This is a genomic window from Terrihabitans aquatilis, assembly GCF_052542005.1.
Window position 1 is genome coordinate 188,638 of the sequence record NZ_JBOCUO010000003.1, and the last position, 23,080, is coordinate 211,717.

General features: G+C 66.3%; 21 protein-coding genes. 13 read left to right on the plus strand and 8 right to left on the minus strand.

Annotated features, from left to right (window positions below):
• Positions 1 to 26 precede the first annotated feature (26 nt).
• From ACQ6S1_RS11825 to ACQ6S1_RS11860, 8 genes are all read left to right on the plus strand, one after another.
• Complete coding sequence (locus ACQ6S1_RS11825) at positions 27 to 539, plus strand: A24 family peptidase (RefSeq protein WP_445041417.1); 513 nt, start codon at positions 27 to 29, stop codon at positions 537 to 539.
• Positions 540 to 633: 94 nt separating this feature from the next.
• Complete coding sequence (gene cpaB / locus ACQ6S1_RS11830; RefSeq protein WP_445041418.1) at positions 634 to 1,422, plus strand: Flp pilus assembly protein CpaB; 789 nt, start codon at positions 634 to 636, stop codon at positions 1,420 to 1,422.
• Entirely contained in the window at positions 1,412 to 2,881 is a 1,470-nt protein-coding gene (locus tag ACQ6S1_RS11835; RefSeq protein WP_445041419.1) for a type II and III secretion system protein family protein, read from the plus strand. The genes cpaB and ACQ6S1_RS11835 overlap by 11 nt, the downstream gene beginning before the upstream one ends.
• Before the next feature lie 2 nt (positions 2,882 to 2,883).
• Positions 2,884 to 3,597 carry a CpaD family pilus assembly protein gene (locus ACQ6S1_RS11840; protein WP_445041420.1) on the plus strand — a complete coding sequence of 238 codons (714 nt, stop codon included), beginning with the start codon at positions 2,884 to 2,886 and terminating at the stop codon, positions 3,595 to 3,597.
• A 15-nt stretch (positions 3,598 to 3,612) separates the two neighbouring features.
• The gene (locus ACQ6S1_RS11845) at positions 3,613 to 4,863 is read left to right on the plus strand and encodes a CpaE/TadZ family protein (protein ID WP_445041421.1); all 1,251 of its coding nucleotides are present in this window, start codon (positions 3,613 to 3,615) and stop codon (positions 4,861 to 4,863) included.
• 10 nt (positions 4,864 to 4,873) lie between these two features.
• Positions 4,874 to 6,337: a TadA family conjugal transfer-associated ATPase gene (locus tag ACQ6S1_RS11850; RefSeq protein ID WP_445041422.1), complete on the plus strand. Its 1,464-nt coding sequence runs from the start codon at positions 4,874 to 4,876 to the stop codon at positions 6,335 to 6,337.
• A 14-nt stretch (positions 6,338 to 6,351) separates the two neighbouring features.
• Entirely contained in the window at positions 6,352 to 7,320 is a 969-nt protein-coding gene (locus ACQ6S1_RS11855) for a type II secretion system F family protein (RefSeq protein ID WP_445041423.1), read from the plus strand.
• Positions 7,321 to 7,326: 6 nt separating this feature from the next.
• Positions 7,327 to 8,301, plus strand: a complete 975-nt coding sequence (locus ACQ6S1_RS11860; protein WP_445041424.1) for a type II secretion system F family protein — start codon at positions 7,327 to 7,329, stop codon at positions 8,299 to 8,301.
• Between the two features lie 11 nt (positions 8,302 to 8,312).
• Here the strand turns inward: ACQ6S1_RS11860 and ACQ6S1_RS11865 are convergent, their stop codons facing one another.
• A complete protein-coding gene (locus ACQ6S1_RS11865; RefSeq protein ID WP_445041425.1) occupies positions 8,313 to 9,092 on the minus strand; it encodes a tetratricopeptide repeat protein in 780 nt (259 codons plus the stop codon).
• A 162-nt stretch (positions 9,093 to 9,254) separates the two neighbouring features.
• Here ACQ6S1_RS11865 and ACQ6S1_RS11870 point away from each other — a divergent pair, with 162 nt between their 5' ends.
• Genes ACQ6S1_RS11870 through ACQ6S1_RS11880 form a run of 3 tightly spaced genes read left to right on the plus strand, consistent with a single transcriptional unit; the run spans position 9,255 to position 11,842 of the window.
• Positions 9,255 to 10,637, plus strand: a complete 1,383-nt coding sequence (locus tag ACQ6S1_RS11870) for a leucyl aminopeptidase family protein (RefSeq protein ID WP_445041426.1) — start codon at positions 9,255 to 9,257, stop codon at positions 10,635 to 10,637.
• A gap of 6 nt (positions 10,638 to 10,643) precedes the next feature.
• On the plus strand, positions 10,644 to 10,994 hold the full coding sequence (locus ACQ6S1_RS11875; protein WP_445041427.1) for a MarR family transcriptional regulator: 351 nt from the start codon (positions 10,644 to 10,646) through the stop codon (positions 10,992 to 10,994).
• The gene (locus ACQ6S1_RS11880; protein WP_445041428.1) at positions 10,991 to 11,842 is read left to right on the plus strand and encodes a C40 family peptidase; all 852 of its coding nucleotides are present in this window, start codon (positions 10,991 to 10,993) and stop codon (positions 11,840 to 11,842) included. Before ACQ6S1_RS11875 ends, ACQ6S1_RS11880 begins: the two co-directional genes overlap by 4 nt.
• Before the next feature lie 6 nt (positions 11,843 to 11,848).
• On the opposite strand, the gene ACQ6S1_RS11885 is transcribed toward ACQ6S1_RS11880, so the two are convergent.
• From ACQ6S1_RS11885 to ACQ6S1_RS11910, 6 genes are all read right to left on the minus strand, one after another.
• Entirely contained in the window at positions 11,849 to 13,477 is a 1,629-nt protein-coding gene (locus ACQ6S1_RS11885) for an ABC transporter ATP-binding protein (RefSeq protein WP_445041429.1), read from the minus strand.
• A gap of 53 nt (positions 13,478 to 13,530) precedes the next feature.
• On the minus strand, positions 13,531 to 14,751 hold the full coding sequence (locus ACQ6S1_RS11890; protein ID WP_445041430.1) for an ABC transporter permease: 1,221 nt from the start codon (positions 14,749 to 14,751) through the stop codon (positions 13,531 to 13,533).
• The gene (locus ACQ6S1_RS11895; protein ID WP_445041431.1) at positions 14,751 to 15,863 is read right to left on the minus strand and encodes a microcin C ABC transporter permease YejB; all 1,113 of its coding nucleotides are present in this window, start codon (positions 15,861 to 15,863) and stop codon (positions 14,751 to 14,753) included. The genes ACQ6S1_RS11890 and ACQ6S1_RS11895 overlap by 1 nt, the downstream gene beginning before the upstream one ends.
• A 14-nt stretch (positions 15,864 to 15,877) precedes the next feature.
• Positions 15,878 to 17,758 (minus strand): extracellular solute-binding protein, encoded by a 1,881-nt coding sequence (locus tag ACQ6S1_RS11900; protein ID WP_445041432.1) that lies wholly within the window; start codon positions 17,756 to 17,758, stop codon positions 15,878 to 15,880.
• Positions 17,755 to 19,635 (minus strand): extracellular solute-binding protein, encoded by a 1,881-nt coding sequence (locus ACQ6S1_RS11905; RefSeq protein ID WP_445041433.1) that lies wholly within the window; start codon positions 19,633 to 19,635, stop codon positions 17,755 to 17,757. Before ACQ6S1_RS11905 ends, ACQ6S1_RS11900 begins: the two co-directional genes overlap by 4 nt.
• A 149-nt stretch (positions 19,636 to 19,784) precedes the next feature.
• Positions 19,785 to 20,666, minus strand: a complete 882-nt coding sequence (locus ACQ6S1_RS11910) for a c-type cytochrome (RefSeq protein ID WP_445041434.1) — start codon at positions 20,664 to 20,666, stop codon at positions 19,785 to 19,787.
• Between the two features lie 182 nt (positions 20,667 to 20,848).
• On the opposite strand from ACQ6S1_RS11910, the gene ACQ6S1_RS11915 reads away from it, so the two are divergent.
• Together ACQ6S1_RS11915 and ACQ6S1_RS11920 are read left to right on the plus strand one after the other, a co-directional pair.
• Positions 20,849 to 21,583, plus strand: coding sequence for a 3-deoxy-manno-octulosonate cytidylyltransferase (locus ACQ6S1_RS11915; protein WP_445041435.1), 735 nt, complete (start codon positions 20,849 to 20,851; stop codon positions 21,581 to 21,583).
• 16 nt (positions 21,584 to 21,599) lie between these two features.
• Positions 21,600 to 22,454 (plus strand): prephenate dehydratase, encoded by an 855-nt coding sequence (locus tag ACQ6S1_RS11920; RefSeq protein WP_445041436.1) that lies wholly within the window; start codon positions 21,600 to 21,602, stop codon positions 22,452 to 22,454.
• Between the two features lie 142 nt (positions 22,455 to 22,596).
• Here ACQ6S1_RS11920 and ACQ6S1_RS11925 read toward each other — a convergent pair whose 3' ends face one another.
• Entirely contained in the window at positions 22,597 to 23,013 is a 417-nt protein-coding gene (locus ACQ6S1_RS11925) for an HIT domain-containing protein (RefSeq protein ID WP_445041437.1), read from the minus strand.
• Positions 23,014 to 23,080 lie beyond the last annotated feature (67 nt).

The following is a 23,080-nucleotide window of genomic DNA, read 5'->3' on the forward strand; positions in this document are numbered from 1 at the left end:
GCGGCTTCTCTTTGCTCTGAGGCCATATGTCCGGTCTGGCCCTTTCCGCGCTCATGATTTTCCCGCTGCTAATGATCGCGGCGGCGCTGTTCGATCTCACCACCATGACGATCCCGAACTGGCTGAACCTCCTAGTTGCGGCCCTGTTCGTGCCGGCGGCCCTGCTTGCGGGCCTGACATGGAGCGTATTCGGCTGGCACATGCTCGGCGCGCTCATCATCTTCGCCATCTGCCTTGCCTTGTTTGCCATGAACCTGATCGGCGGCGGTGATGCCAAGCTCGCCAGTGCCATCGCGCTGTGGCTCGGCCCCGCGCTGCTTCTGCCCTGGGCGCTTTGGTTCGCGATCTTCGGCGGGCTCCTGGGCCTCGTGCTCATAATCTTCCGCCGCTGCCCCATCTTCGCCCGCGCGCCGGCCTGGATCGTCCGCCTGCATGCGCCGGAAGAGGGCGTGCCCTATGGTCTTGCTCTGGCTCCGGCGGCCCTGCTGTTCTATCCGCAAATGGCCGTCGTCGAGGCCGTCTCCGCCGCCGTTTCTTAACGATTTAAACCTCGCATTAACCATACATTGAGGAAGATCGGCCCAAATAGAGTGGCCGGCTTTCTTCTGTAGGGGCCGCACCGAGGTAATCGTGATGAGCCTTGTCCGCATACTGGTATTGGCTGTCGCCTTGTTGGCAGGCGGTGCCGCGGCATGGCTGGTCAGCCGCCCGGACAACACCCCGCCGCCGGAGCAGCCGCAGGCCGTCACCCCCGCAACGGAAGTGCTGGTCGCGGCCCGCGCCATCAGCGTCGGGCAGATCGCGGTGCGGGACGATTTCGCCTGGCGGTCCTGGCCTGCCGACGGCACGGAAGGGCTCATCGTCCGTTCCGGCCAGCAGGACGATCTGGCCGATTATGTCGGGCGAATCGCGGTCGCGGCCATCGCGCCGGCGGAACCGATCCTCCCGCAGAAGCTCCTCAAGCGCGATGCCGGTGGCGTTCTGTCCGTGGTGCTGTCCTCCGGCATGCAGGCGGTCGCCACGGAAATCACGGTGGAGACCGCGGCCGGCGGTTTCATCCTGCCCAACGATCGCGTGGATGTGCTGCTGACGGCCGGTGATCCGGCCCGCACACGGCGCGTGCTCACCAATGTGCGGGTGCTCGCCATCGATCAGGCCACTGCGCCGGCCGAGGGGCAGAAATCCTCGGCACAGGTGCGCACCGCCACGTTGGAATTGCCGTCCGATCTCGTGCCAACCCTGTCGGATGCCCGTCGCCAGGGTGCCCTGTCGCTGTCGCTCCGCTCGCTGGAGGATATGGGCGACGGCGTGCCGCGCCGCGCCGGATCCGCCGCCGCTACCGAGGATGAGGCTGCGCCCGAATCGGGTCCGCCTGCACCGCCCGCCATCATCCGTTACGGAGTGCAGAACGATGCATCGTAACAGCACCGTTTCTGGTTTCACCGGCCCGTCGGCGCTGCGTTCGGGCGCGGCGCGGATATTGGCGCTGTTCGCGGCGCTGGGTCTGGCGCAGCCGGCCTTTGCCGCCGACAAGGGCGCCTATGCCTATTCCTACAGCGGCGCCGCGCAGGCGCTGCAGCTCGGCGTCGGCAAGACACATGTCGTCGACCTGCCGCAGAACGCGGCCGAGGTGCTGGTCGCCGATCCGAAGGTGGCCAATGCCGTCGTGCGATCGTCGAACAAGGCGTACATCATCGGCATCGCTCTCGGCGAAACCGACATCATCTTCTTCGATGCGGACGGCCAGCAGATCCGCAGCTTCGCCGTCTCGGTGGGGCGCGATCTCACCGCGGTGCGCACCGCCATCCGCGCCGCTCTGCCCACCTCGAACATCGTCGTGCGCCCGGTTGGCGACGCCGTGATGCTGAGCGGCTCGGCACGTTCGGCCGGCGATGCCCAGACCGCCGTCGATCTCGCGGCCAATTACATCGGCGGCACCGGCAAGATCGTCAACGGCATCAACATCGAAGACCGGGAGCAGGTTCTGCTCAAGGTCAGCGTCGTTGAAATGCAGCGCAGTGTAGGCAAACAATTCGGAATGCAACTGGACGCTCAACGCTTGGGCGGCACAGATGTAAGGTTTGGCTCCAACCCGACGGCTCCATTCGGCGGTGGGGGTGGCACTGTACTTCCGGGACCCATCGCCGGTCCGACATCTGGCTTGAATACGGCCGGTAATGGACTAGGCGTGCTCCACACCTGGGGTGCTGGCGCTCTTCTTGCCAACATTGAAGCGCTCGAGTCTAACAACCTGCTCCGCACACTCGCGGAACCGACGCTGACGGCAATTTCGGGTGAGAAAGCGGATTTCCTCGCCGGCGGCGAGTTCCCGGTGCCTGTCCCGAACGAGGACGGCATCGCTATCGAATACAAGAATTACGGCGTCAGCCTTGCCTTCACGCCGATCGTTTTGTCGAGCGGCCGCATCAGCCTGCAGATCGGCACCGAGGTCAGCGAGCCCAGCACCGTCGGTTCCATCGTCACGAACGGCATCGCCGTCAGCGGCCTCACCACGCGGCGCGCCAACACCACGGTCGAACTGCCCTCCGGCGGCTCGCTCGCCATGGCCGGCCTGCTGCAGGACAATGCCCGACAGGGCTTTGCCGGCCTGCCCGGCGTCATCAATCTGCCGGTGCTTGGCGCACTGTTCCGCAGCCGCGAGTACATCCGAGGTCAAACCGAACTCGTCGTCATCGTCACGCCCTATCTCGCGAAATCGGTCAACGAGAAGAAACTGGCCCGTCCGGACGACGGCTACGCCGCGCCGACGGACGCCGAATCCATCCTGCTCGGCCGCCTCAACAAGGTATATGCGCCGGGCAAGGGAAGGGTGACGAACACCAAGGCCTATCGCGGTCCCATCGGCCATATCGTGGAGTGAGCATGCGCGCGGTTCTTTCCTGCCCCCTGCGCGGCCTCGCGCTTGCGGCTCTCGTCCTTACGCTCGCCGCCTGCAACGATCGCGGCGACATCACCTCGGGTCTGCCGGACACCCCGGCGGGGCGTCACCCCATCCAGGTCACGCGCGGGCAGGCGACCCTCGATCTTTTGCCGGGTGGCGGTCCGGGCGGGCTCACCGACCGGCAGATCGCCGATGTGCGCGCCTTCGCGGCCGGCTGGACGGCGAATGGCCGGGGGCAGCTCACCGTCGAGACGCCGTTCGGCGCAGGCCCCGTCACAGATACGCAATCGGCGGCTGCGACGAAGGAGATCCGCCGCCAGGTTCTGGCCGCCGGCGTGCCCTCGCGCGCAGTTCTTCTCGCGCGCTATCCGGCGAACGGGCCCGATCATCTCGCCCCGGTGCGCCTGTCCTATCCGGTGCTGGAAGCGCGCGTGCCCCATTCCTGCGACGTGAGCGTCGAGGATGCCGGCTACAGCGATCCGGAAATGTCGAACCGCAATCGCGGGCACTGGAATTTCGGGTGCGCGCAGCAGACCAACATCGCGGCGATGGTGGATGATCCGGAAGACTTCATCCGTCCCCGCGCCGACGACCGCGCGGATGCGGAGCGGCGTTCGGTGGTCATCGAGAGATATCGCGGCGGCGCGGCGACGATCGGCGCGACCACCAGCCAGTCCGTGAACACCGATCAATAGGGCGAGACCGCGCGGATGACCAATCTGGCCACGGCAGAGACGATGGAGACGGAGGGGCAGATCGTGCCCCTGCCGCGCGTGTCCATGCAGGCGTTCTGCGAGACGCCGGCCGTCGCGCAGATGGTGAAGGATGCCGCCGCCGACCGGCGCATGGAGAAAGTCCATGCGCGCGTCCAGATGGGTGGTGCGCCGGCGGCCGTCGAGGCCTATCGCAACGCGCCCACGCCCAACATCATCGTGCTGGAGAGCGAGGGCGGCCGGGGCGACATCACCGCCTGCCTCGACGCTCTCGCCGAGGTGTGCGACGCCACCACCAAGGTCGTGGTCATCGGCCACGTCAACGATATCATCCTCTATCGCGAGCTGATCCGGCGCGGCGTCAGCGAATACATGGTTGCCCCGTTGCAGCCGCTCGAATTGGTGCGCACCCTGTCGGAGATGTTCCGGGGCCCGAGCACCGATCCGCTCGGCCGCATCATCGCCTTCGTCGGCGCCAAGGGCGGGGTCGGCGCGTCCACCCTGTCGCACAACGTCGCCTGGGCCATTGCCCACAATCTCCAGTCCCAGACGGCGGTGGTCGATCTCGATCTCGCCTTCGGAACGGCCGGCCTCGATTTCAACCAGGACCCCCCGCAGGGCATCGCCGAAGCGGTGTTCGCGCCAGACCGGCTGGATTCGAACCTCATCGACCGTCTCCTTGCCAAATGCTCCGACAATCTCAGCCTGCTGGCGGCGCCCGCCACCCTCGACCGTACCTATGATTTCTCGGCCGAGGCGTTCGAACCGGTCTATGACGTCCTGCGCACCAATCTGCCGAGCGTCGTGCTCGACGTGCCGCATCTGTGGAGCGGCTGGTCACGCCGCGCGCTGCTGGGCGTCGACGAGATCGTGATCGTCGCCGCGCCGGATCTCGCCAATCTGCGCAACGCCAAGAACATCATGGATCTGGCCCGCGCCCAGCGTCCCAACGACGCCGCGCCGCGTCTGGTCATCAACATGGCCGGCATGCCGAAACGGCCCGAGATCAAGACCTCGGAATTCGCCAAGGCGCTCGACATGGAGCCCGTTGCGATCATCCCGTTCGAGCCCCAATTGTTCGGTACGGCCGCGAACAACGGGCAGATGATCGCCGAGATCTCCGCCTCTCACAAAATCAACGATTTGTTTCTTGATGTCGCGCAGGCTGTGATGGGACGCTCGGGCACAAGGGCGCCCAGGCGCGGCCTGTTCGATCCGTGGCTTACGAAGCTTTTGAAGAGGGCTTGAACCAGTGGCCATGTTCGGCAAGCGCGGCAATTTCGTTCCGGACCCGGCGCTCGCGCCCGTTCCGACGACGGCGCCCGCGCAGCCGGCGTCGGGCACGAGCCTTCCCGCCGCCTCACCGCAGGCGGTCGCCCGGCCCGCGGGCAGCGTCCAGCCGGTGCCGGCGCGCATCGCCAAGCCGGAACCGCGCCGCCCCGACCAATATTACGAGACCAAGAGCGCCATCTTCTCGGCCCTGATCGAGGCGATCGATCTGGCCCAGCTCGCCCGCCTCGACAGCGAAAGCGCGCGCGAGGAAATCCGCGACATCGTCAACGAGATCATCTCGATCAAGAATCTCGTGATGTCGATTGCCGAGCAGGAGGAATTGCTCGACGACATCTGCAACGACGTCCTGGGTTACGGGCCGCTCGAGCCGCTTCTGGCGCGCGACGACATCGCCGACATCATGGTCAACGGGGCCAACAGCACCTTCATCGAGGTGGGCGGCAAGATCCAGCTGACCAATGTTCGCTTCCGCGACAATTCCCAATTGCTCAACATCTGCCAGCGCATCGTCAGCCAGGTGGGCCGCCGCGTTGATGAATCGAGCCCCATCTGCGACGCGCGCCTTCCCGACGGCTCGCGCGTCAACGTCATCGGGCCGCCTCTGGCGCTGGATGGTCCCACGCTCACCATCCGCAAGTTCAAGAAGGACAAGCTGACCCTCGACCAGATGGTCAGGTTCGGCACGATCACCGCCGAAGGCGCCGAGATCCTGCGCATCGTCGGGCGCTCGCGATGCAACGTCGTGGTGTCGGGCGGAACGGGCTCGGGCAAGACCACGCTCCTGAACTGCCTGACGCGCGCCATCGACGAGGACGAGCGCATCATCACCTGCGAGGACGCGGCCGAGCTCCAGCTCCAGCAGCCCCATGTGGTGCGCCTGGAAACCCGCCCGCCCAACCTCGAGGGCGAGGGTCAGATCACGATGCGCGATCTCGTGCGCAATTGCCTGCGCATGCGGCCCGAGCGGATCATCGTGGGCGAGGTGCGCGGACCCGAGGCATTCGATCTGTTGCAGGCCATGAACACCGGCCATGACGGGTCGATGGGCACGCTGCACGCCAATTCCCCGCGCGAGGCGATGTCGCGTATCGAGAGCATGATCTCGATGGGCAGCTTCAACCTGCCGCCGCGCACCATCCGCGAGATGATCGCCAATTCGATCGATGTCATCATCCAGACGCAGCGTCTGCGCGACGGCTCGCGCCGCATCACCCACATCACCGAAATCGTGGGCATGGAAGCCGACATCATCACCACGCAGGACGTCTTCGTCTTTGAAATCGTCGGCGAGGATCCTAATGGCCGCATCATCGGCCGTCATCGCTCCACGGGCATCGGCCGCCCGCGCTTCTGGGAGCGCGCGCGCTATTTCGGCGAGGAGGTGAACCTCGCCAGCGCACTCGACGCTGCCGAAGCGATCGCCCCCTAGGAAAGGCACGGAGGATGAACCTCGAGGCGATCATCCTTGTGGTCCTCGTCGCACTGGCGGCGGGGGCGGGATTGTACGTTCTCGCGGTGCCCTCCAACAGCCGTGTCGACAAGCGCCAGAAGGCGATCGCCGGCAACCGTGCTGCGGCGCGCGTCCAGGCCAACGCCACGCGTGACGCGCAGCAGCGCCGCACCCAGATCTCGGAGAGCCTGAAGCAACTGGAAAAGCGCGGCGGCAAGGCGGCCACCCTTGCCCAGCAATTGCAGCGTGCCGGGCTCGATTGGACGCCGCAGCGCTTCTACCTTGTGAGCGCGCTCGGCGGCGCGCTGCTCGGCGCCTTCGCCTATATGTTCACCTTCGTGCCGCTGATCGGGGTCTTCGCGGCGCTCACCGGCATGTTTGGCCTTCCGCGCTGGCTGCTGAACTACGCCATCAAGCGCCGCCAGCAGGCGTTCCTGCGTGATTTCCCCAACGCCATCGACATCATCGTGCGCGGTGTCAAATCCGGCCTGCCGCTGGGCGATTGCATCCGCATCGTCGCGTCGGAAGCGCAGGAGCCGGTGCGCAGCGAGTTTCGCGCCATGCTCGAGACGCAGGCCGTCGGCATGCCGCTGGGCGAGGCGGTCGAGCGTCTGTATGATCGGACCGGCGTCGCCGAGGCCAATTTCTTCGGCATCGTCATCGCCATCCAGTCGCAATCCGGCGGCAATCTCTCGGAGGCCTTCGGAAATCTCGCCCGCGTGCTGCGCGAACGCGCCAAGATGAAGGGCAAGATCCAGGCGATGAGCATGGAGGCGAAGGCCTCCGCCGTCATCATCGGCGCGCTGCCGATCCTCGTCGGGCTCGGCGTCTATGTGATGAGCCCCGATTATCTCAGCCCGCTTTGGGAGACGAACACCGGCATCATGCTCTTGCTGGGCGGGGCTTTCTGGATGTCGTGCGGCATTTTCGTCATGCGCCAGATGATCAATTTCGATTTCTGAGGCGCCATGGATTTCATCGACCAGCTCCTCGATCGCAACGTCCTGATCATGCTGCTCACGGGCGTGGCGGCCGCCTTGTCCGTGTTCACGCTGGCCACGTCTTTCGTGGGCGGCAACCAGCTGGCGCGCCGCATGAAGTCGGTGGCGCTGGAGCGTGACAAGATCCGCGCCCGCGAGCGCGAGAAGCTGGCCCGCACCCAGCAGACCGGCAGCCTGCGGCGGGAACCCAAGGCCTTCATGAAGAACGTGGTCGACCAGTTCGACCTGGCCAAGCATCTCAGCACCGACGATGCCAAGGAAAAGCTGCTGATGGCCGGCTATCGTGGCCAGAGCCCGATGGTGGTGTTCCTGTTCTTCCGGCTCGTCATGCCCATCGTCATGTCGGCGCTTGCGCTGTTCTACTGCTTCTTCCTGGGCGGGCAGGGGCTCCCGTTCGCCGTGAAGATCGGCATCGTGCTTCTGGCCGCCTATGTCGGCATAAAGCTGCCGCAGCTTTATATTTCCAACCAGATCAGCAAGCGCCAGACCTCGATCCGCCGCGCTTTCCCGGACGCGCTCGATCTGCTGCTGATCTGCATCGAATCCGGCATGTCGATCGAGGCGGCGTTCCGGAAGGTCAGCCAGGAGATCGGTGAGCAATCCGTTCCGCTGGCCGAGGAACTGGTTCTGACCGGCGCCGAGATGTCCTATCTCCAGGACAGGCGTCAGGCTTATGAAAACCTTGCCCAGCGCACGGGGCTCGACGGCGTCAAGGCGGTGGCGGGCGCGCTGATCCAGGCCGAGCGTTACGGCACGCCGGTGGCCACGGCGCTGCGCGTGATGGCGCAGGAGAACCGAGACATCCGCATGAACGAGGCAGAGAAGAAGGCGGCCGCCTTGCCGCCCAAGCTTACCGTCCCGATGATCGTGTTCTTCCTGCCGGTGCTGTTCATCGTCATCCTCGGTCCGGCGGGCATCCAGATCCTGCAGATGATGCAATAGGCCGGACGCGCCTAGCCCCGCAGCTCCATCAGGTCGTCATCCTCGGCAGCAGCGGGCGCCGACGACGTCGCGCTTGCGGGCGCGGGCTTCGCCGAGGTGCGGGCCAGTTCCGCTTTCCAATATTTCAGGTTCGCGGCCACTTCCTCGGGCGGAAGGTCCTGCCGGGCGATGGCTTCGGCCTCGGCGAAGCGGCCCTGCAGGGCAACGACGAGCGCAAGGTTCTGGCGCATCTTGGCGGTCGCGCCCGGCTGCGCCACGGCCTGCCGCAGCGCCTTCTCGCCTTCGGCCGGCTTCTGCGCCAAAGCCAGCGAGAGGCCGTAATTGGTCAGAACGGACGGCTCGCCGGGTGCCAGAGCGAGGGCCGCGGCATAACGCTGCTGCGCTTCCTCCAGCCGGCCGAGTTGGTCGAGCAGCGCGCCTTCGGTGTTCAGCAAGCGCCAGTCCGGCTGGCGCGGGTCGTGGGCGCGGCGGATGGCGGCCAGCGCATCCTCGTTGCGGCCGGTCGCGGCGAGCGCCCGTCCATACGCGGCCAGCACCGCGTGGGATGCGTTCGGCCGAGCGGCCGCCTTGCCCAGCATCGCCAGCGCTTCGTCATTGCGCCCGGCGCTGCGCAGGGCCGCGGCCTGATTGATGATGGCTGCGTCCGGCCCCTTTGCCTGCTTCGGCAGAGCGGTCGAACCCAGGGAGCCGGTGACGTCGGTGTCCTTCTTCGTCACGCAGCCGGCGAGCGCGATGGACGATGCCAGCAGGCCGACGAGGGTGAAGGAGAGGCGGCGCGGCGAGGGCTGCATGGATCGACCTCAATCTTGCCGGAACCAGACCGGCGTCCATTAAGGAAGGTTTATGGTCGTTAACCCTAACGAAAGGTAAACCGGCGCGGCGTCTTCGGCATGGCCTCCTGTGCGGACACGCGTTTATGATGTGGGCAGCGTCACGCGTCAGAGGTCCTCTTCGTGCATCCCTCGCTTCTTCCTGCCGATACCGCCTTCGCCGTTCCCGTCTGGCTCCATGTGCGCGGGGGCGATTTCGATGCGCTGCCCGAACCGGCGCGGCGTTGGATCATGGCGACGGGCTTCGACGGCGCGGCCGGCAAGGTGCTGCCGGTGCCGGGCGAGGGCGGGGCGCTGGCAGGGATCGTCCTCGGCTGGGAAGGTGAGGGCGGCGATCCCTTTCTCACGGCCCATCTGGCGCGCGATCTGCCGGCCGGCGTTTACCGCCTGCACGGCAAGATCGCCGATCCCAAGCTGGCCGCGCTCGGCTTCCTGCTTGGCCTTTACCGCTTCGACCGCTATCGCAAGCGTGACGGCGCGGATGTGCGCCTTGTCCTGCCGCAGGGGGTCAGCGGCGCGGAGGTGGCGCGGCTGGCCGAGGGTGTCGCGCTGGCGCGCGATCTCGTCAACACGCCCTCCAACGAAATGGGCCCCGATGAGCTGGAAGCCGCCACAAGCGATCTTGCCGGCCGCCATCACGCCCGGCTCGCCGTGGTGCGCGGTGAGGATCTGGCGCGTGACTTTCCCCTGATCCACGCTGTCGGCTGCTCCAGCCCGCGCACCCCCCGCCTGCTCGATCTGACCTGGGGCGACGAGGCCGCGCCGAAGATCACCATCGTCGGCAAAGGCGTCTGCTTCGACACCGGCGGGCTCGACATCAAGCCCAGCGCGGCCATGCTCATCATGAAGAAGGACATGGGCGGCGCGGCCAACGCGCTCGGTCTGGCCCACCTCATCATGGATGCGAAGCTGCCCGTGCGGCTGCGCGTGCTGATCCCGGCGGTGGAGAACGCCATTTCGGGCGAGAGCTTCCGGCCGGGCGATGTCTATCGCAGCCGCAAGGGCCTCACGGTCGAGATCGGCAACACCGACGCCGAGGGCCGCCTCGTTCTGGCCGACGCCCTCTCGCTGGCCGACGAGGAGGCGCCCGACCTCCTGATCGATCTCGCCACCCTCACTGGTGCGGCGCGTGTCGCGCTGGGTCCGGATCTGCCGCCGCTGTTCACGAACGACGATGCCCTCGCCGAGGATCTGGTGAGCACCGGCTCGCGCGAGCGCGACCCGGTCTGGCGGCTGCCCTTCTGGAAGGGCTATGAGCGCATGCTCGATTCGAAGATCGCCGATCTGAACAATGCCCCGGCCGGCGGCTTCGCGGGCGCCATCACGGCGGCCCTGTTCCTGCGGCGTTTCGTGACGAACACGCCCTCCTACGCCCATATCGACATCTACGCCTGGACGCCCTCGGCGAAGCCCGGCCGTCCGGAAGGCGGCGAGGCCCATGCCATCCGCGCCATCTACACCCTGTTGAGCGAGCGCTACCCCTGCTCCAAAAAGCCGGTCGGCTAGGCGTTCATGCCGGTCGAACTCCGCCCTTCGCAGGCCCTGCGCCTCCTCAGCGATTTCAGCTTCGCACAGATCCGCGACAGCGAGGCGGATCTGTCGGCGCGGCAGACCGCCATCCTGCTCACCATCTATCTCGAGCCGCCGCCTCACACGGTGCGCGGGCTCGCGAAGAAGCTGGGCGTGACCAAGCCCGTCATCACCCGCGCGCTCGACACCATGGGCAAGCTCGACCTCGTCACCCGCCGGCGCGACGAGGCCGACCGCCGCAACGTCATCGTCCAGCGCACCGTCAAGGGCGCGCTCTTCGTCGAAAATCTAGGGGATGTGCTCATCCGCACCGCAAGGGAATTGCCGCTGTGACCGATCCGCGTCTGACGCCCGCCCGCCCCGATCTCGCCGCCGAACATCTGCGCGGCGACGTCGAGGCCGCTCGCTATGTCCCCGCGCTTGCCGCCTGCGTGGCTGTGGGCGTGGCCTCGCTGCGCAAGGAACCGCGCGAGGATGCGCCGCTTTTGACGGAAGCCATCTTCGGCGAGCCGGTGGCCATCTATGAACTGCGCGACGGCTGGGCCTGGGTGCAGCTCGAAACCGACCTTTACGTCGGCTGGCTGCCGGAATGGGCGCTCGGCCCGGTGCTGGAGCCCACCCACCGGCTGAAGGCGCTGCGCAGCTTTGTGTTCCCCGGTCCGGATATCAAGCTGTCGCCGGTTGATGTGCTGAGCCTGGGCAGCCGCCTCGCGGTGGAGCGGGAAGACGGCATGTTCGCGGTGCTGGCGGAGGGCGGCTACGCCATTGCCGGCCACCTCGCCCCGCTCGATCATGTCGAGGACGATCTTGTCGGCGTGGCCGAGCGTTTCCTCGGCATACCCTATCTGTGGGGCGGCAAGACCAGCCTCGGCCTCGATTGCTCCGGGCTCGTCCAGGTCGCGCTCGACGCCATCGGCGTAGACGCACCGCGCGACAGCGACATGCAGGAGGCGGCGGTCGGAAAGACGGTGCCGTTCGAGGGACCAGGTGCCTTGCAGCGCGGCGATCTCGTGTTCTGGAAAGGCCACGTCGCCATCGCGCGGGGTGACGGCACGTTGATCCACGCCAACGGCCACCATATGGCGGTCGCGGTGGAAGATGCGGCTGCGGCCATCGACCGTATCGAGGAAAGCGGCGCGCCGGTGCGCACCGTCAGGCGGCTGAGCCTGCTTCTGGCCTGAGCCCTGCTATTGTCGCGCCGCGCCCGCCACATCGAGGTTGAGCGCGGCCGCGATCAGCGCCTTGGTGTAGTCGGTCTCCGGCGCCTCGAAGATCTTGCGCGCATTGCCCTGTTCGACCACGCGGCCGTCCTTCATCACCACCACCTCGCTGGCCAGTGCGCGAACCACTTTCAGGTCGTGGGAGATGAAGAGATAGGCCAGCCCGTGCCGGGCCTGCAGGTCACGCAGAAGGTCCACAATCTGCGCCTGCACCGACATGTCGAGCGCGGAGGTCGGTTCGTCCAGCACCACGAATTTCGGCTGCAGCGCCATGGCGCGGGCGATGGCGATGCGCTGCCGCTGGCCGCCTGAGAATTCATGCGGATAGCGGTCCATCGCGGCCGCATCGAGCCCCACTTCGGTCATGGCCTGCGCCACTATGGCCCGGCGCTCCTCGGAGCTGCCATGATCCTTCTGGACCAGCAGGCCTTCCTCGATGATCTGCGCCACCGACATGCGGGGAGAGAGCGATCCGAACGGGTCCTGGAAGACGATCTGCATGTCCTTGCGCAGCGGGCGCATGATCTTCTGGCTCGCGCCATGAACATCGCGGCCGAGGAACACGATCGGCCCTTCCGAGCGGATCAGGCGCAGGATCGCAAGGCCGAGCGTGGTCTTGCCCGAGCCGGATTCGCCGACAACGCCGAGCGTCTGCCCCTCGCGCACCTGGATACTGACGCCGTCCACCGCCTTGATGTGGCCGACGGTCCGGCCCAGCAGGCCGCGCTTGATGGGAAACCACACCTTCACGTCGTCGGTCGAGACGATGACGGGCTTCGAGGTGTCGGACGGCGGCGGTTCGCCCTTCGGCTCGGCCGCCAGCAAATGGCGCGTATAGGCATGCTCCGGATCGCCGAACACGCTGGCCACCGGACCGTGCTCGACGATGCGCCCCTTCGTCATCACGCAGACGCGGTCGGCGATCTTGCGCACAATGCCGAGGTCGTGGGTGATGAACAGCACCGCCATGCCGAGCTTTTTCTGAAGGTCTTTCAGCAGCGCCAGGATCTGCGCCTGCACCGTCACGTCCAGCGCGGTCGTGGGTTCGTCGGCGATCAGGAGATCGGGCTCGTTCGCCAGCGCCATGGCGATCATCACACGCTGCCGCTGTCCGCCGGACAATTGGTGGGGAAAGGCGTCGAGCCGTTCGGCGGCGTTCTGGATGCCGACCTGCTGCAACAGCTCCAGCACCCGCTCGCGGATGCGCGCCCGCGGCCAGCCGCGGTGGACGCTGAGGATTTCCCCCACCTGCTGCTCGATCGTGTGCAGCGGGTTGAGCGAGGTCATCGGCTCCTGGAACACCATGGTGATGTCGGCGCCCCGCACGCGCCGGAGGTCGCTTTCGTCGCGGTTGAGCAGGTCCTCGCCCCGGAACCGGATTTCGCCCGACGGATGGCGCGCCGCCGGATAGGGCAGCAGCTTCAGGATGGACAGCGCGGTCACCGACTTGCCGGAACCCGATTCCCCCACCAGCGCCAATGTCTCGCCGCGCCTGATCTCGAACGACACCCGGTCCACAGCCAATGTCTCGCGGCCCTCCTGAACGAAGGCCACGGAGAGATCGCGAACGGAGAGCAGAGGCACGTCAGCTTTCATGGCGGCATGGTCCGTGGGGGCAGGCGTGCGCGGGATGATCGTGCGTCATCGGCCTACCTGAACGTCTTGCGGGGGTCGAACGCGTCACGCACCGCCTCGCCGGCGAACACCAGCAGCGACAGCATGGCCGCGATGGACATGAAGCCCGTAATGCCGAGCCAGGGCGCCTGCAGATTGGCCTTGCCCTGCGCCAGCAATTCCCCGAGCGACGGCGAGCCGGGCGGCAGGCCAAAACCAAGATAATCGAGCGAGGTCAGCGTGGTGATGGAGCCGCTCAGGATGAAGGGCATGAAGGTCAGCGTGGCCACCGTGGCGTTGGGCAGGAGATGCCGGCGCATGATGGTGAGGTTGGACACGCCGAGCGCCCGCGCCGCGCGGACATATTCGAAATTGCGCGCCCGCAGGAATTCGGCACGCACCACGCCCACCAGCGACACCCATGAGAACAGCAGCAATATGCCGAGCAGCACCCAGAAATTCGGTGTGATGACGGCCGCCAGGATGATGAGCAAATAAAGCGAAGGCACGCTCGTCCAGATCTCGATCACGCGCTGGAAGACAAGGTCCGTCCAGCCGCCGAAATAGCCCTGCACCGCGCCTGCCGCGACGCCGATGATCGACGACAGCACCGTCAGCACGAGGCCGAACAGCACCGAGATGCGGAAGCCGTAGAGCAGCCGCGCCACGACATCGCGGCCCTGGTCATCGGTGCCGAGCCAGTTCCATTCAAGGCCGGCGCAATCCGGTCCCTTGCCGGCCTTTTCGCATTGCTCGGCCGTCAGCATCCAGGTCGGTGGGGCGGGCGCGGGCACCGGCAGATTGAGGTTGATCGTATTGTAGGAATAGCGGATCGGCGGCCAGATCATCGTGCCGCCCTTCTCCTTGATGAGATCCTGAAGATAGGGGTCGCGGTAATCCGCCTCGGTCTCGAAATCGCCGCCGAACGCGGTCTCCGGATAGGATTTCAGCACCGGAACATAGATGCCGCCGTCATAGGTGACGAGGAACGGCTTGTCGTTGGCGATGAAGTTCGACAGCAGCGATAGCACGAACAGGACGAGAAAGGCCCACAGCGAGTAATAGCCGCGCTTGTTGGCGCGGAAGTTGCGCCAGCGCCGCGCATTGATGGGCGACAGCGAGAAACGTCCCGGCCGCGCCGCTTTCATCTCCGGCACGGGCGGCAGCGGCGTCGAGGCCGGCGGCGGTGGCGCCATCGGCTGGCCCGACGGGTTCGGCGTGGTCTCGGGCAGGGAATGGGTCGAGGGGCCGGACATCAGACGTTCCGGCTTTCGAAATCGATGCGCGGGTCGATCCAGCTATAGGTGAGGTCGGATAGCAGCCCCACCAGCAGGCCGATCAGGCCGAAGATGTAGAGCGTCGCGAACACCACCGGGTAATCTCGGTTGACGATGCTCTCGAACGACAACAGCCCCAGCCCATCGAGCGAGAAGATGGTCTCGATCAGCAGGGAGCCGGTGAAGAACGCCGAGATGAAGGCGCCCGGAAAGCCCGCGATCAGGATCAGCATGGCGTTTCGGAACACGTGGCCGTAGAGCACCTGCCGCTCCGTCAGCCCCTTCATGCGTGCGGTCTGGACGTATTGCTTGCGGATCTCGTCGAGGAACGAATTCTTCGTCAGCAGCGTCGTGGTGGCGAAGGCCCCCACCGCCATCGCGATCAGGGGCAGCGTAAGGTGCCACAGATAATCGAGGATGCGCGCCGGCCAGTTCAGGCTGTTCCAATTGTCCGAGGTCAGGCCCCGCAGCGGGAACACGTCCCAGAACGAACCGCCGGCAAACAGCACGATGAGCAGGATGGCGAACAGGAAGCCCGGAATGGCATAGCCGATGACGATGATGCCGGAGCTCCACACGTCGAACCGGGAGCCGTCGCGCACCGCCTTGGAAATGCCGAGCGGGATGGAGATGGCATAGCTCAACAGCGTCATCCAAAGCCCGAGCGAGATGGAAACCGGCATCTTTTCGGAAATGAGCTGCAGCACCGAGACGTCGCGGAAATAGCTGTTGCCGAAATCGAAGCGCAGATAATCCCACAGCATCTTCAGGAAGCGCTCATGGGCGGGCTTGTCGAAGCCGAACTGCTTTTCGAGGCTTGCCACGAAGGCCGGGTCGAGGCCCTGCGCGCCGCGATATTTGCTGGTCACGCCATCGCCGCCGAACGTGCCGGGCTGCGCCGCTCCGCCGAGATCGCCCCCGGAACCTCCCGTGAAGCGCGAGGTGGCCGAGCTGTCATTGCCCTGCAATTGCGCGATCACACGCTCCACCGGGCCGCCCGGTGCGAACTGCACGATGACGAACGACACGAACATGATGCCGAGCAGGGTCGGGATCATCAGCAGCAGGCGGCGCGCAATATAGGCCCACATGGCTCGTCTGTTTCCTATCGGGCGCGGATGCCGAGGCGTCCGGCCTTCTCCGCGTCGAACCACCACGTCTCGGCAAAGGCCACGTCGTAGCGTGGCTTCGTCTCGGGCCGGCCGAACACGTCCCACGTCGCGATCCAGTGATCGGCCTTGTACCAGTGCGGAATCATATAGCGCCCGGCGCGCAGCAGGCGATCGAGTGCCCGGCAGGCGATGGTTAGTTCGTCGCGGGTCTTCGCCGCGATGGCGCGGTCGATCAGGGCGTCGATCGCCGGGTCGGCCACGCCCGCCACATTGTAGGACCCGCCGACTTTCGCCGACGCCGAGCCGAAGAACACCTTCAGCCCGTCGCCCGGCGTGCTCGACATGGAATAGCGGCGCGGGATGAGGTCGTAATCGAAGGCATTCTGCCGGCTCTGGAACTGCGCCGCATCGACCACGCGGAACGAGGCCCTGATTCCGAGGATGGAGAGGTTCTTCGTGTAGGCCAGCACGTGCGGCTCGAAGGTCGGATCGTCATCCAGGATTTCGAGCGTGAACACCTCGCCGGCCGCATTGCGCAACGCGCCGTCGCGCACCGACCAGCCGGCGGCGTTGAGAAGCTCGCGCGCCCGGCGCAGCAATTTGCGGTCCTGCCCGGACCCGTCCGAAACGGGCGGCGAGAACGGCTCGCCGAACACCTCGTCCGGCACCTGTCCGCGAAACGGCTCCAGCAGCGCCAGCTCTTCGGGCGAGGGCGCACCCTCCGCCTTCAGCGGCGAATTCTCGAACACCGAGGCCGTGCGCGTATAGGCGCCGTACATTAGGTTCGTGTTGGTCCACTTGAAGTCGAAGGCCAGGGTCAGCGCCTCGCGCACGCGCGGATCGCTGAAGCGGGCGCGGCGCGTGTTGATCCACCAGCCCTGCGCGCCGGAAGGCCGCTCGTCCGGCAGCTTGAAGCGCACCACACGGCCGTCCTTGATCGCGGGGAAATCGTAATTGTTGGCCCAGAAGCGCGAGGTGAACTCCTCGCGGTACCAATAGGCGCCGCCCTTGAAACCCTCGAGCGAGATCTGGCGGTCGCGAAACATCTCGACGCGGATCACGTCGAAATTGTTGTGGCCCACCGCGATTGGCAGATCCTTGCCCCACCAATCCGGCACGCGCTCATATTCGATAAAGCGGCCGGGCGCGAGATTGCCCACCTTGTAGGACGATGAGCCGAGCGGCGGCTCCATCGTCGTCTCGGTGAAGGCGCGCGTCGCATAAAACGCCTTCGACAGAATGGGCAGCCCGGCAACGAGCAGCGGGATATCGCGCCCCTGCCGTCCGGTGAAGCGCACCAAAACCTCGTCGGGCGCCACGGCTTCGGCGCCCTCCACGTCGTGCATCTGCTGCGAGATCAGCGGATGGCCGTCCTTCTTCAGCGTGGCGATGGAAAAGGCCACGTCCTCGGCGGTCAGCGGGCTGCCGTCGTGGAAGCGTGCCTCCGGCCGCAGCTTGAAGCGGTAGAGCTTGCCGCCGTCTTCCACGCGCACCGAACGCGCGACATAGCCATAGACCGAATCCGGTTCATCCGCGGCGGCGCTCATCAGGCTCGCGAACACCATGGTCAGGCCCACGGGCGCATCGCCGCGCAGGATCAGCGTGTTCAGCGTGTTGAAGGTGTTCGGATTCTGGTTGTAGGCCCATTGCCCGGGCGCATACGACATCCGCCCGCCCTTCGGCGCATCCGGGTTGACGTAGTCGAAATGCCGGAAATCGGCAGAATATTTCAGATCGCCGAAGGCCGAGAGCCCGTGCCGTTCCTGCGAGAGATCCGGCACCTCCTGTGCGAAGGAGGGCCGCATGCCCAAGGCCGCGGCCGCACCGGCGCCGAGCAGCAGAACTCCGCGCCGGTCGATCGTCAGCCGCTTCATGGTCCGGTCCTGGTCTTCTGGGCAGCGGCCTCGTCCCACCACCACACATCCGGGAACAGCGAGCCGCGATCCGGCAGCTTCTGCGGGCGGGCGAAGCGGTTCCAGCGCGCCGTGCGGTCGTAGGAGATGGTGAATTGCGGCACCACGAAATTGTTGGCCAGCAGCACGCGGTCCAGGGCCTTGGTCGCTGCCACCAGTTCGTGGCGCGATGTTGCGTAGATCACCCGGTCGATCAGCGCATCCACGGCCGGGTCCTTGATGCCGATGAGGTTGCGCGAGCCCTCGCGGTCGGCGGCCTCCGAACCCCAGAATTCGCGCTGCTCGTTGCCGGGCGAGAGAGACTGGCCGAACGAGGTGGTGATCAGGTCGAAATCATGCCCGCGCACCCGGTTCACATATTGGGAATCGTCAACGCTGCGCATGTTGAACTGGATGCCCAGCCGCTGAAGCGCCGGCCGCAGCAGGCTGAACGTCCGCTCGGACGACGGGTCGACATAGAGATATTCGACGCTCATCACCTCGCCGCTCTGGACGTTGGTGAGCTTGCCGTTGCGCACCTCCCAGCCGGCTTCCTTCAACAGCCGCGCCGCCTCGCGCAGATTGGTGCGCGCCGCTTCCGGCGAGCCGCCGACGGGGTTGGAATAGGGCGTGGTGAACACGCTCTCCGGCACCTTGTCCCGCACGCTCTCGAGGATCGCCAGTTCCTCGCCCTCCGGCAGGCCGGACGAGGCCAGTTCCGTGCCGTGGAAATAGGAATTGATGCGCTCGTACTGGCCGTACATCAGCGTGCGGTTCAGATCCTCGAAATCGAAAGCCAGGTTGAAGGCCCGCCGGACGCGCGGGTCCTTGAACTTGTCGCGGCGCAGGTTGAACGCCAGGCCCTGCATCACGGCCGAGCCCTTGTCCGGAAACTTCTCCAGGATCACGCGGCCATCGCGCGCTGCCGGGAAATCGTAGGCCACAGCCCAGTTCTTGGCGCTGTTCTCCAGGCGGTAATCGTATTGATCGCCCTTGAATGCCTCGACCAGCACGGTCTGGTCGCGGAAATAATCGTAGCGGATCGTCTCGAAATTGTTCTGGCCCTTTTCGACGGGCAGGTCGCGGGCCCAGTGATCGGCCACGCGCTCGTACACTTCCCAGCGGCCGGTGTTGAACTCCTTCAGCCGGTACGCGCCCGAGCCAAGCGGCGGCTCCAGAGTGCCTTCCTCGATGTTACGCTGGCGACCCTGGGAATCCTTGCCCTCCCACCAATGCTTCGGCAGCACGTAGAGCTGGCCCACGATGAGCGGCAGTTCGCGGTTGCCAGCCTTGTCGAAGGTGAACGTCACTTCGCGTTCGCCCGTCTTCTCGGCCTTCACCACATTGGCCCAGTAGAACCGGAACATCGGGGTGACGCGCTTCAACGTCTCGAACGACCAGATCACGTCGTCGACACTGATCGGCGTGCCGTCGTGCCATTTCGCTTCGGGGCGCAGGCGGAAGCTCACCCAGGAATAATCGTCTGGATGGCGCACCGATTCGGCGATCAGCCCATATTCCGTCGAGGCCTCGTCCGAGGACGAGGTCAAAAGCTGCTCGTAGATGCGGGTGATTCCGCTGGCGGCGTTGCCCTTCGGCACCCACGGATTGAAGCTGTCGAACGTCCCGATCGTGGCGAACCGCACGGCGCCGCCCTTCGGCGCGTCCGGGTTCACGTAGTCGAAATGCTTGAAGTCCGCCGGATATTTCACTTCCCCGAACAGGGACAGCGCGTGCCGCCATTCGCCCGCATCGGCCGGAGCATTGGTTTCGGTGCGCGGCGAGGCGTCCTGTGAAAGCGCGGGAGACGCGACAGCGGCGAGCGAGAAAAGCGCGGCCATCAGGCGGCGAGCGATCATGCATCCTCCGGGGAAGGGCGGGGGGAACCAGCCTCAGCCGGGATTATGTCGTAAAACCGGCATTCTTCCACCCCAAGGCGATGAAGCGCCTTCACGAACAAGAGAAAAGGCGCCCGAGAGCGCCTTTTCCTGAAATCCGATGCCGCTTTTTACTGCTGCGGCTGGTGGTCGCCGGTGGCCGGGCGCTGCACCGGCGCTTCGCTGCCGGCATTGCCCTGGGGCACTTCCGGCGTGCCGCCCACGGGTGCGCCGCTCGGCGGGGTGGGGGCCTCGTTGGCCGTGCCGGATTGCGGCTCGGGCACGGAGACGGGGCCGCCGACATTGCCGTCGGGCGCAGGAACCGCGCCGTCGGAAGTTGCCGGCGTTCCGCCGCCCGAAGCGGCAGGGGCCGTGGGCGCGCCGCCATTCGGATCGGGCGCCTGGGCTGGAGCCGGAGTATCGCCCGTGGGGGCCGCGCCTTCAGCCGGAGCGGCTTCCGTGGCAGCCGGAGCCTCCGGCGGAGGCAGCGGGCTGTCCGAATTCTGGTTGAGGTAGGCAATCAGATTGGCGCGCTGGTCGGGACGCTTCACGCCCGCGAACGACATGGCGGTGCCGGGGATCGCGCCCTTCGGATCGGCGAGGAACGCATCCATCGCCTCGAACGACCACGGCTCGCCCGACTTCTCCTTCATCGCCGAGGAATAGCTGAAGCCTTCCAGATGGGCGTGATGGTTGCCGATGATGCCGTAAAGGTTCGGGCCGACCTTGTTGGCGCCGCCCTTCTCGAACGAATGGCAGGAGCCGCACTGCTTGGCCACCGCCTCGCCCTTGGCCGGATCGGCGGCCGCGAGCCGCACCGCAATGGGCTCGACCGCAGCGGCGGCCGGGGCGGCTTCCGCGGAAGCGCCGGCGTCGTCGGACGGCAGCTCATAGCCGGCCTTCTCGGGATGGCCCGGATCGAACAGGATCTCCGAGCCGATCATCAGGCCGACGGTCAGGGTAAGGGTGCCGAGCACGGCGCCGAGAATCTTGTTGACCTCGAACGAGTCCATTCCGGTCTCCGGGCGCCTCTGAACTGGGCGCAAAAGGGCACGCACGCGCAAGCCGGTCGGCTCCCGCAATTCGGGCGGAACCTAGCCGCTTTCGCGGCGCCATGACAACTCGTATAGAAGCACCTCACTGCTACTTTTTGCCGCCAGAACGAACGTTTTCCGCGTTTTTCTAGAGTTTTTCCATGTCTACGCTGGTTCTCGTCCCCGCCCGGATGGCCTCCACCCGCCTGCCCGGAAAGCCGCTGGCCGATATCGGGGGCCAGCCGATGATCGTTCATGTCTGGCGCCGTGCCGTTGAATCGGGCGCGGGCGAAGTCGCGGTCGCCACCGATTCGCCCGAGATCGCGTCCGCCATCGAGGCTGCGGGGGGCCGTGCCGTGATAACGCGCGCCGACCACGCCTCCGGCTCCGATCGCATCTTCGAGGCCCTTGGCACGCTCGATCCGGGGCGGCGCTACGAGCGCATCGTCAACGTGCAGGGCGATCTGCCCACCATCGATCCCGCAATCATCCGCCGCGCGGTGGCCTTGCTCGACGATCCGGCGGTGGATCTCGGCACGCTCGGCGCCGTCATCCGCCGCGACGAGGAGCGCACTGATTCCAACGTGGTGAAGATGGTGACGGCCGGCAGCGGCCCGGCCCGCCGCGCGCTCTATTTCACCCGCGCCACGGCCCCCTGGGGCGAGGGCGAGCTGATCCACCATATCGGCCTCTATGTCTGGCGGCGCGCGGCGCTGGAGCGATTCGTCGCTCTGCCGGAATCGGTGCTGGAGCGCCGCGAGCGCCTGGAGCAATTGCGCGCGTTGGAAGCCGGCATGCGCATCGACGCCGCGCTGGTCGAGGACGTGCCGCTTGGCGTAGACACGCCGCACGATCTCGAACGGGCGCGCACGATCCTCGCCGCCCGCCCGAGCTGAACGAGGAGAAAAGTCCGTGGCATCGATCGTTTATCAGGGCGAACCGGGTGCGAATTCCCACACCGCCTGCGACCAGGTGTTCCCGGACTGGACCTCCGTTCCGAAGCCCACTTTCGAGGACGCCTTCACGGTCGTGGTGGAGGGCTCGGCGGAGCGGGCGATGATCCCCATCGAGAACTCGATCGCGGGCCGCGTGGCGGACATCCACCATCTGCTGCCGATCTCCGGCCTCAACATCATCGGCGAGTTCTTCCTGCCGCTGCAGCACCAGCTGATGGCGCTGCCCGGCGCGAGCCTCGACACGGTCAAGACCGCCTACAGCCATCCGATGGCGCTCGGCCAGTGCCGCAAGGCGCTGAAGCTGTTCGGTCTCGAGGCCCGCATCGCCGCCGACACGGCCGGCGCGGCGCGCCGCCTGGCCGAGACGACCGACATCACCCGCGCGGCCATCGCGCCGCGTCTCGCCGCCGAGATCTACGGCCTCAACATCATCGCCGAGGACATCGCCGACGATCCGGGCAACACCACGCGCTTTATCATCCTGCAGCGCGAGCCGGACTGGGCGCCCGCCGGCAACGGCCCGGTGGTCACGAGCTTCGTCTTCAAGGTGCGCAACGTGCCGGCCGCGCTCTACAAGGCGCTCGGCGGCTTCGCCACCAATTCGGTCAACATGACGAAGCTGGAGAGCTACCAGCTCAACGGCGAATTCGTCGCGACGCAGTTCTATGCCGACGTCGAGGGCCATCCGGACGACGCCAATGTCCGTCTCGCGCTGGAGGAGCTCGCCTTCTTCTCCGCCGAGATGAAGATCCTGGGCGTCTACCCGGCCCATCCGCTGCGCTTCGCCAAACGCGGCGGCGTGGCGGCCTGAACAATTCCCGCCTCTGGTTCAGCACCGTATGATCGAGCGTGTCTTGCTGGCCTTGCTTGTGCCGATCCTTGGCGTCGCGGCTTTTGCCGTTGCAATGATACTGGATGACGCTTGATCCAGCGCTCCTCTGGGTGCCGATAGCTTAATCCCGCTCCAGTTCGGCGCGCATCGCCTGCACCACGCCTGCGCGCCACGCATCGTCGTAAGGTCGCGCCGGTCCCGATCCCCACACCGGCCCCGGCCAGGCCGGGTCGCCCTCGACGCGTGACACCACATGCACGTGCAGCTGCGGCACCAGATTGCCGAGCGCGCCCACATTCAGCTTGTCGCACGGCGCAACGGCCCGCAGCGCGCGCGAGGCGGAAGCGATCTCGTCCATCAAGAGCATCCGCTCCGTGTGCGCCAGATCCACGATCTCGACGAGGTCCGGGCGTCGCGGAACAAGGATCAGCCACGGAAAGCGCGCATCGTTCATCAGCAGCACGCGGCTGAGTGCGAGGTCGCACACGCGTGCGGTGTCGGCTTCGAGGCGAGGGTGAAGGCGGAAGGCGTCGCTCATGCCGGCACCATAGCGATTTTGGCGATTGCCGGAACCGCGCCCCGTCCCTCTCGTTGGTTGCTGAGGC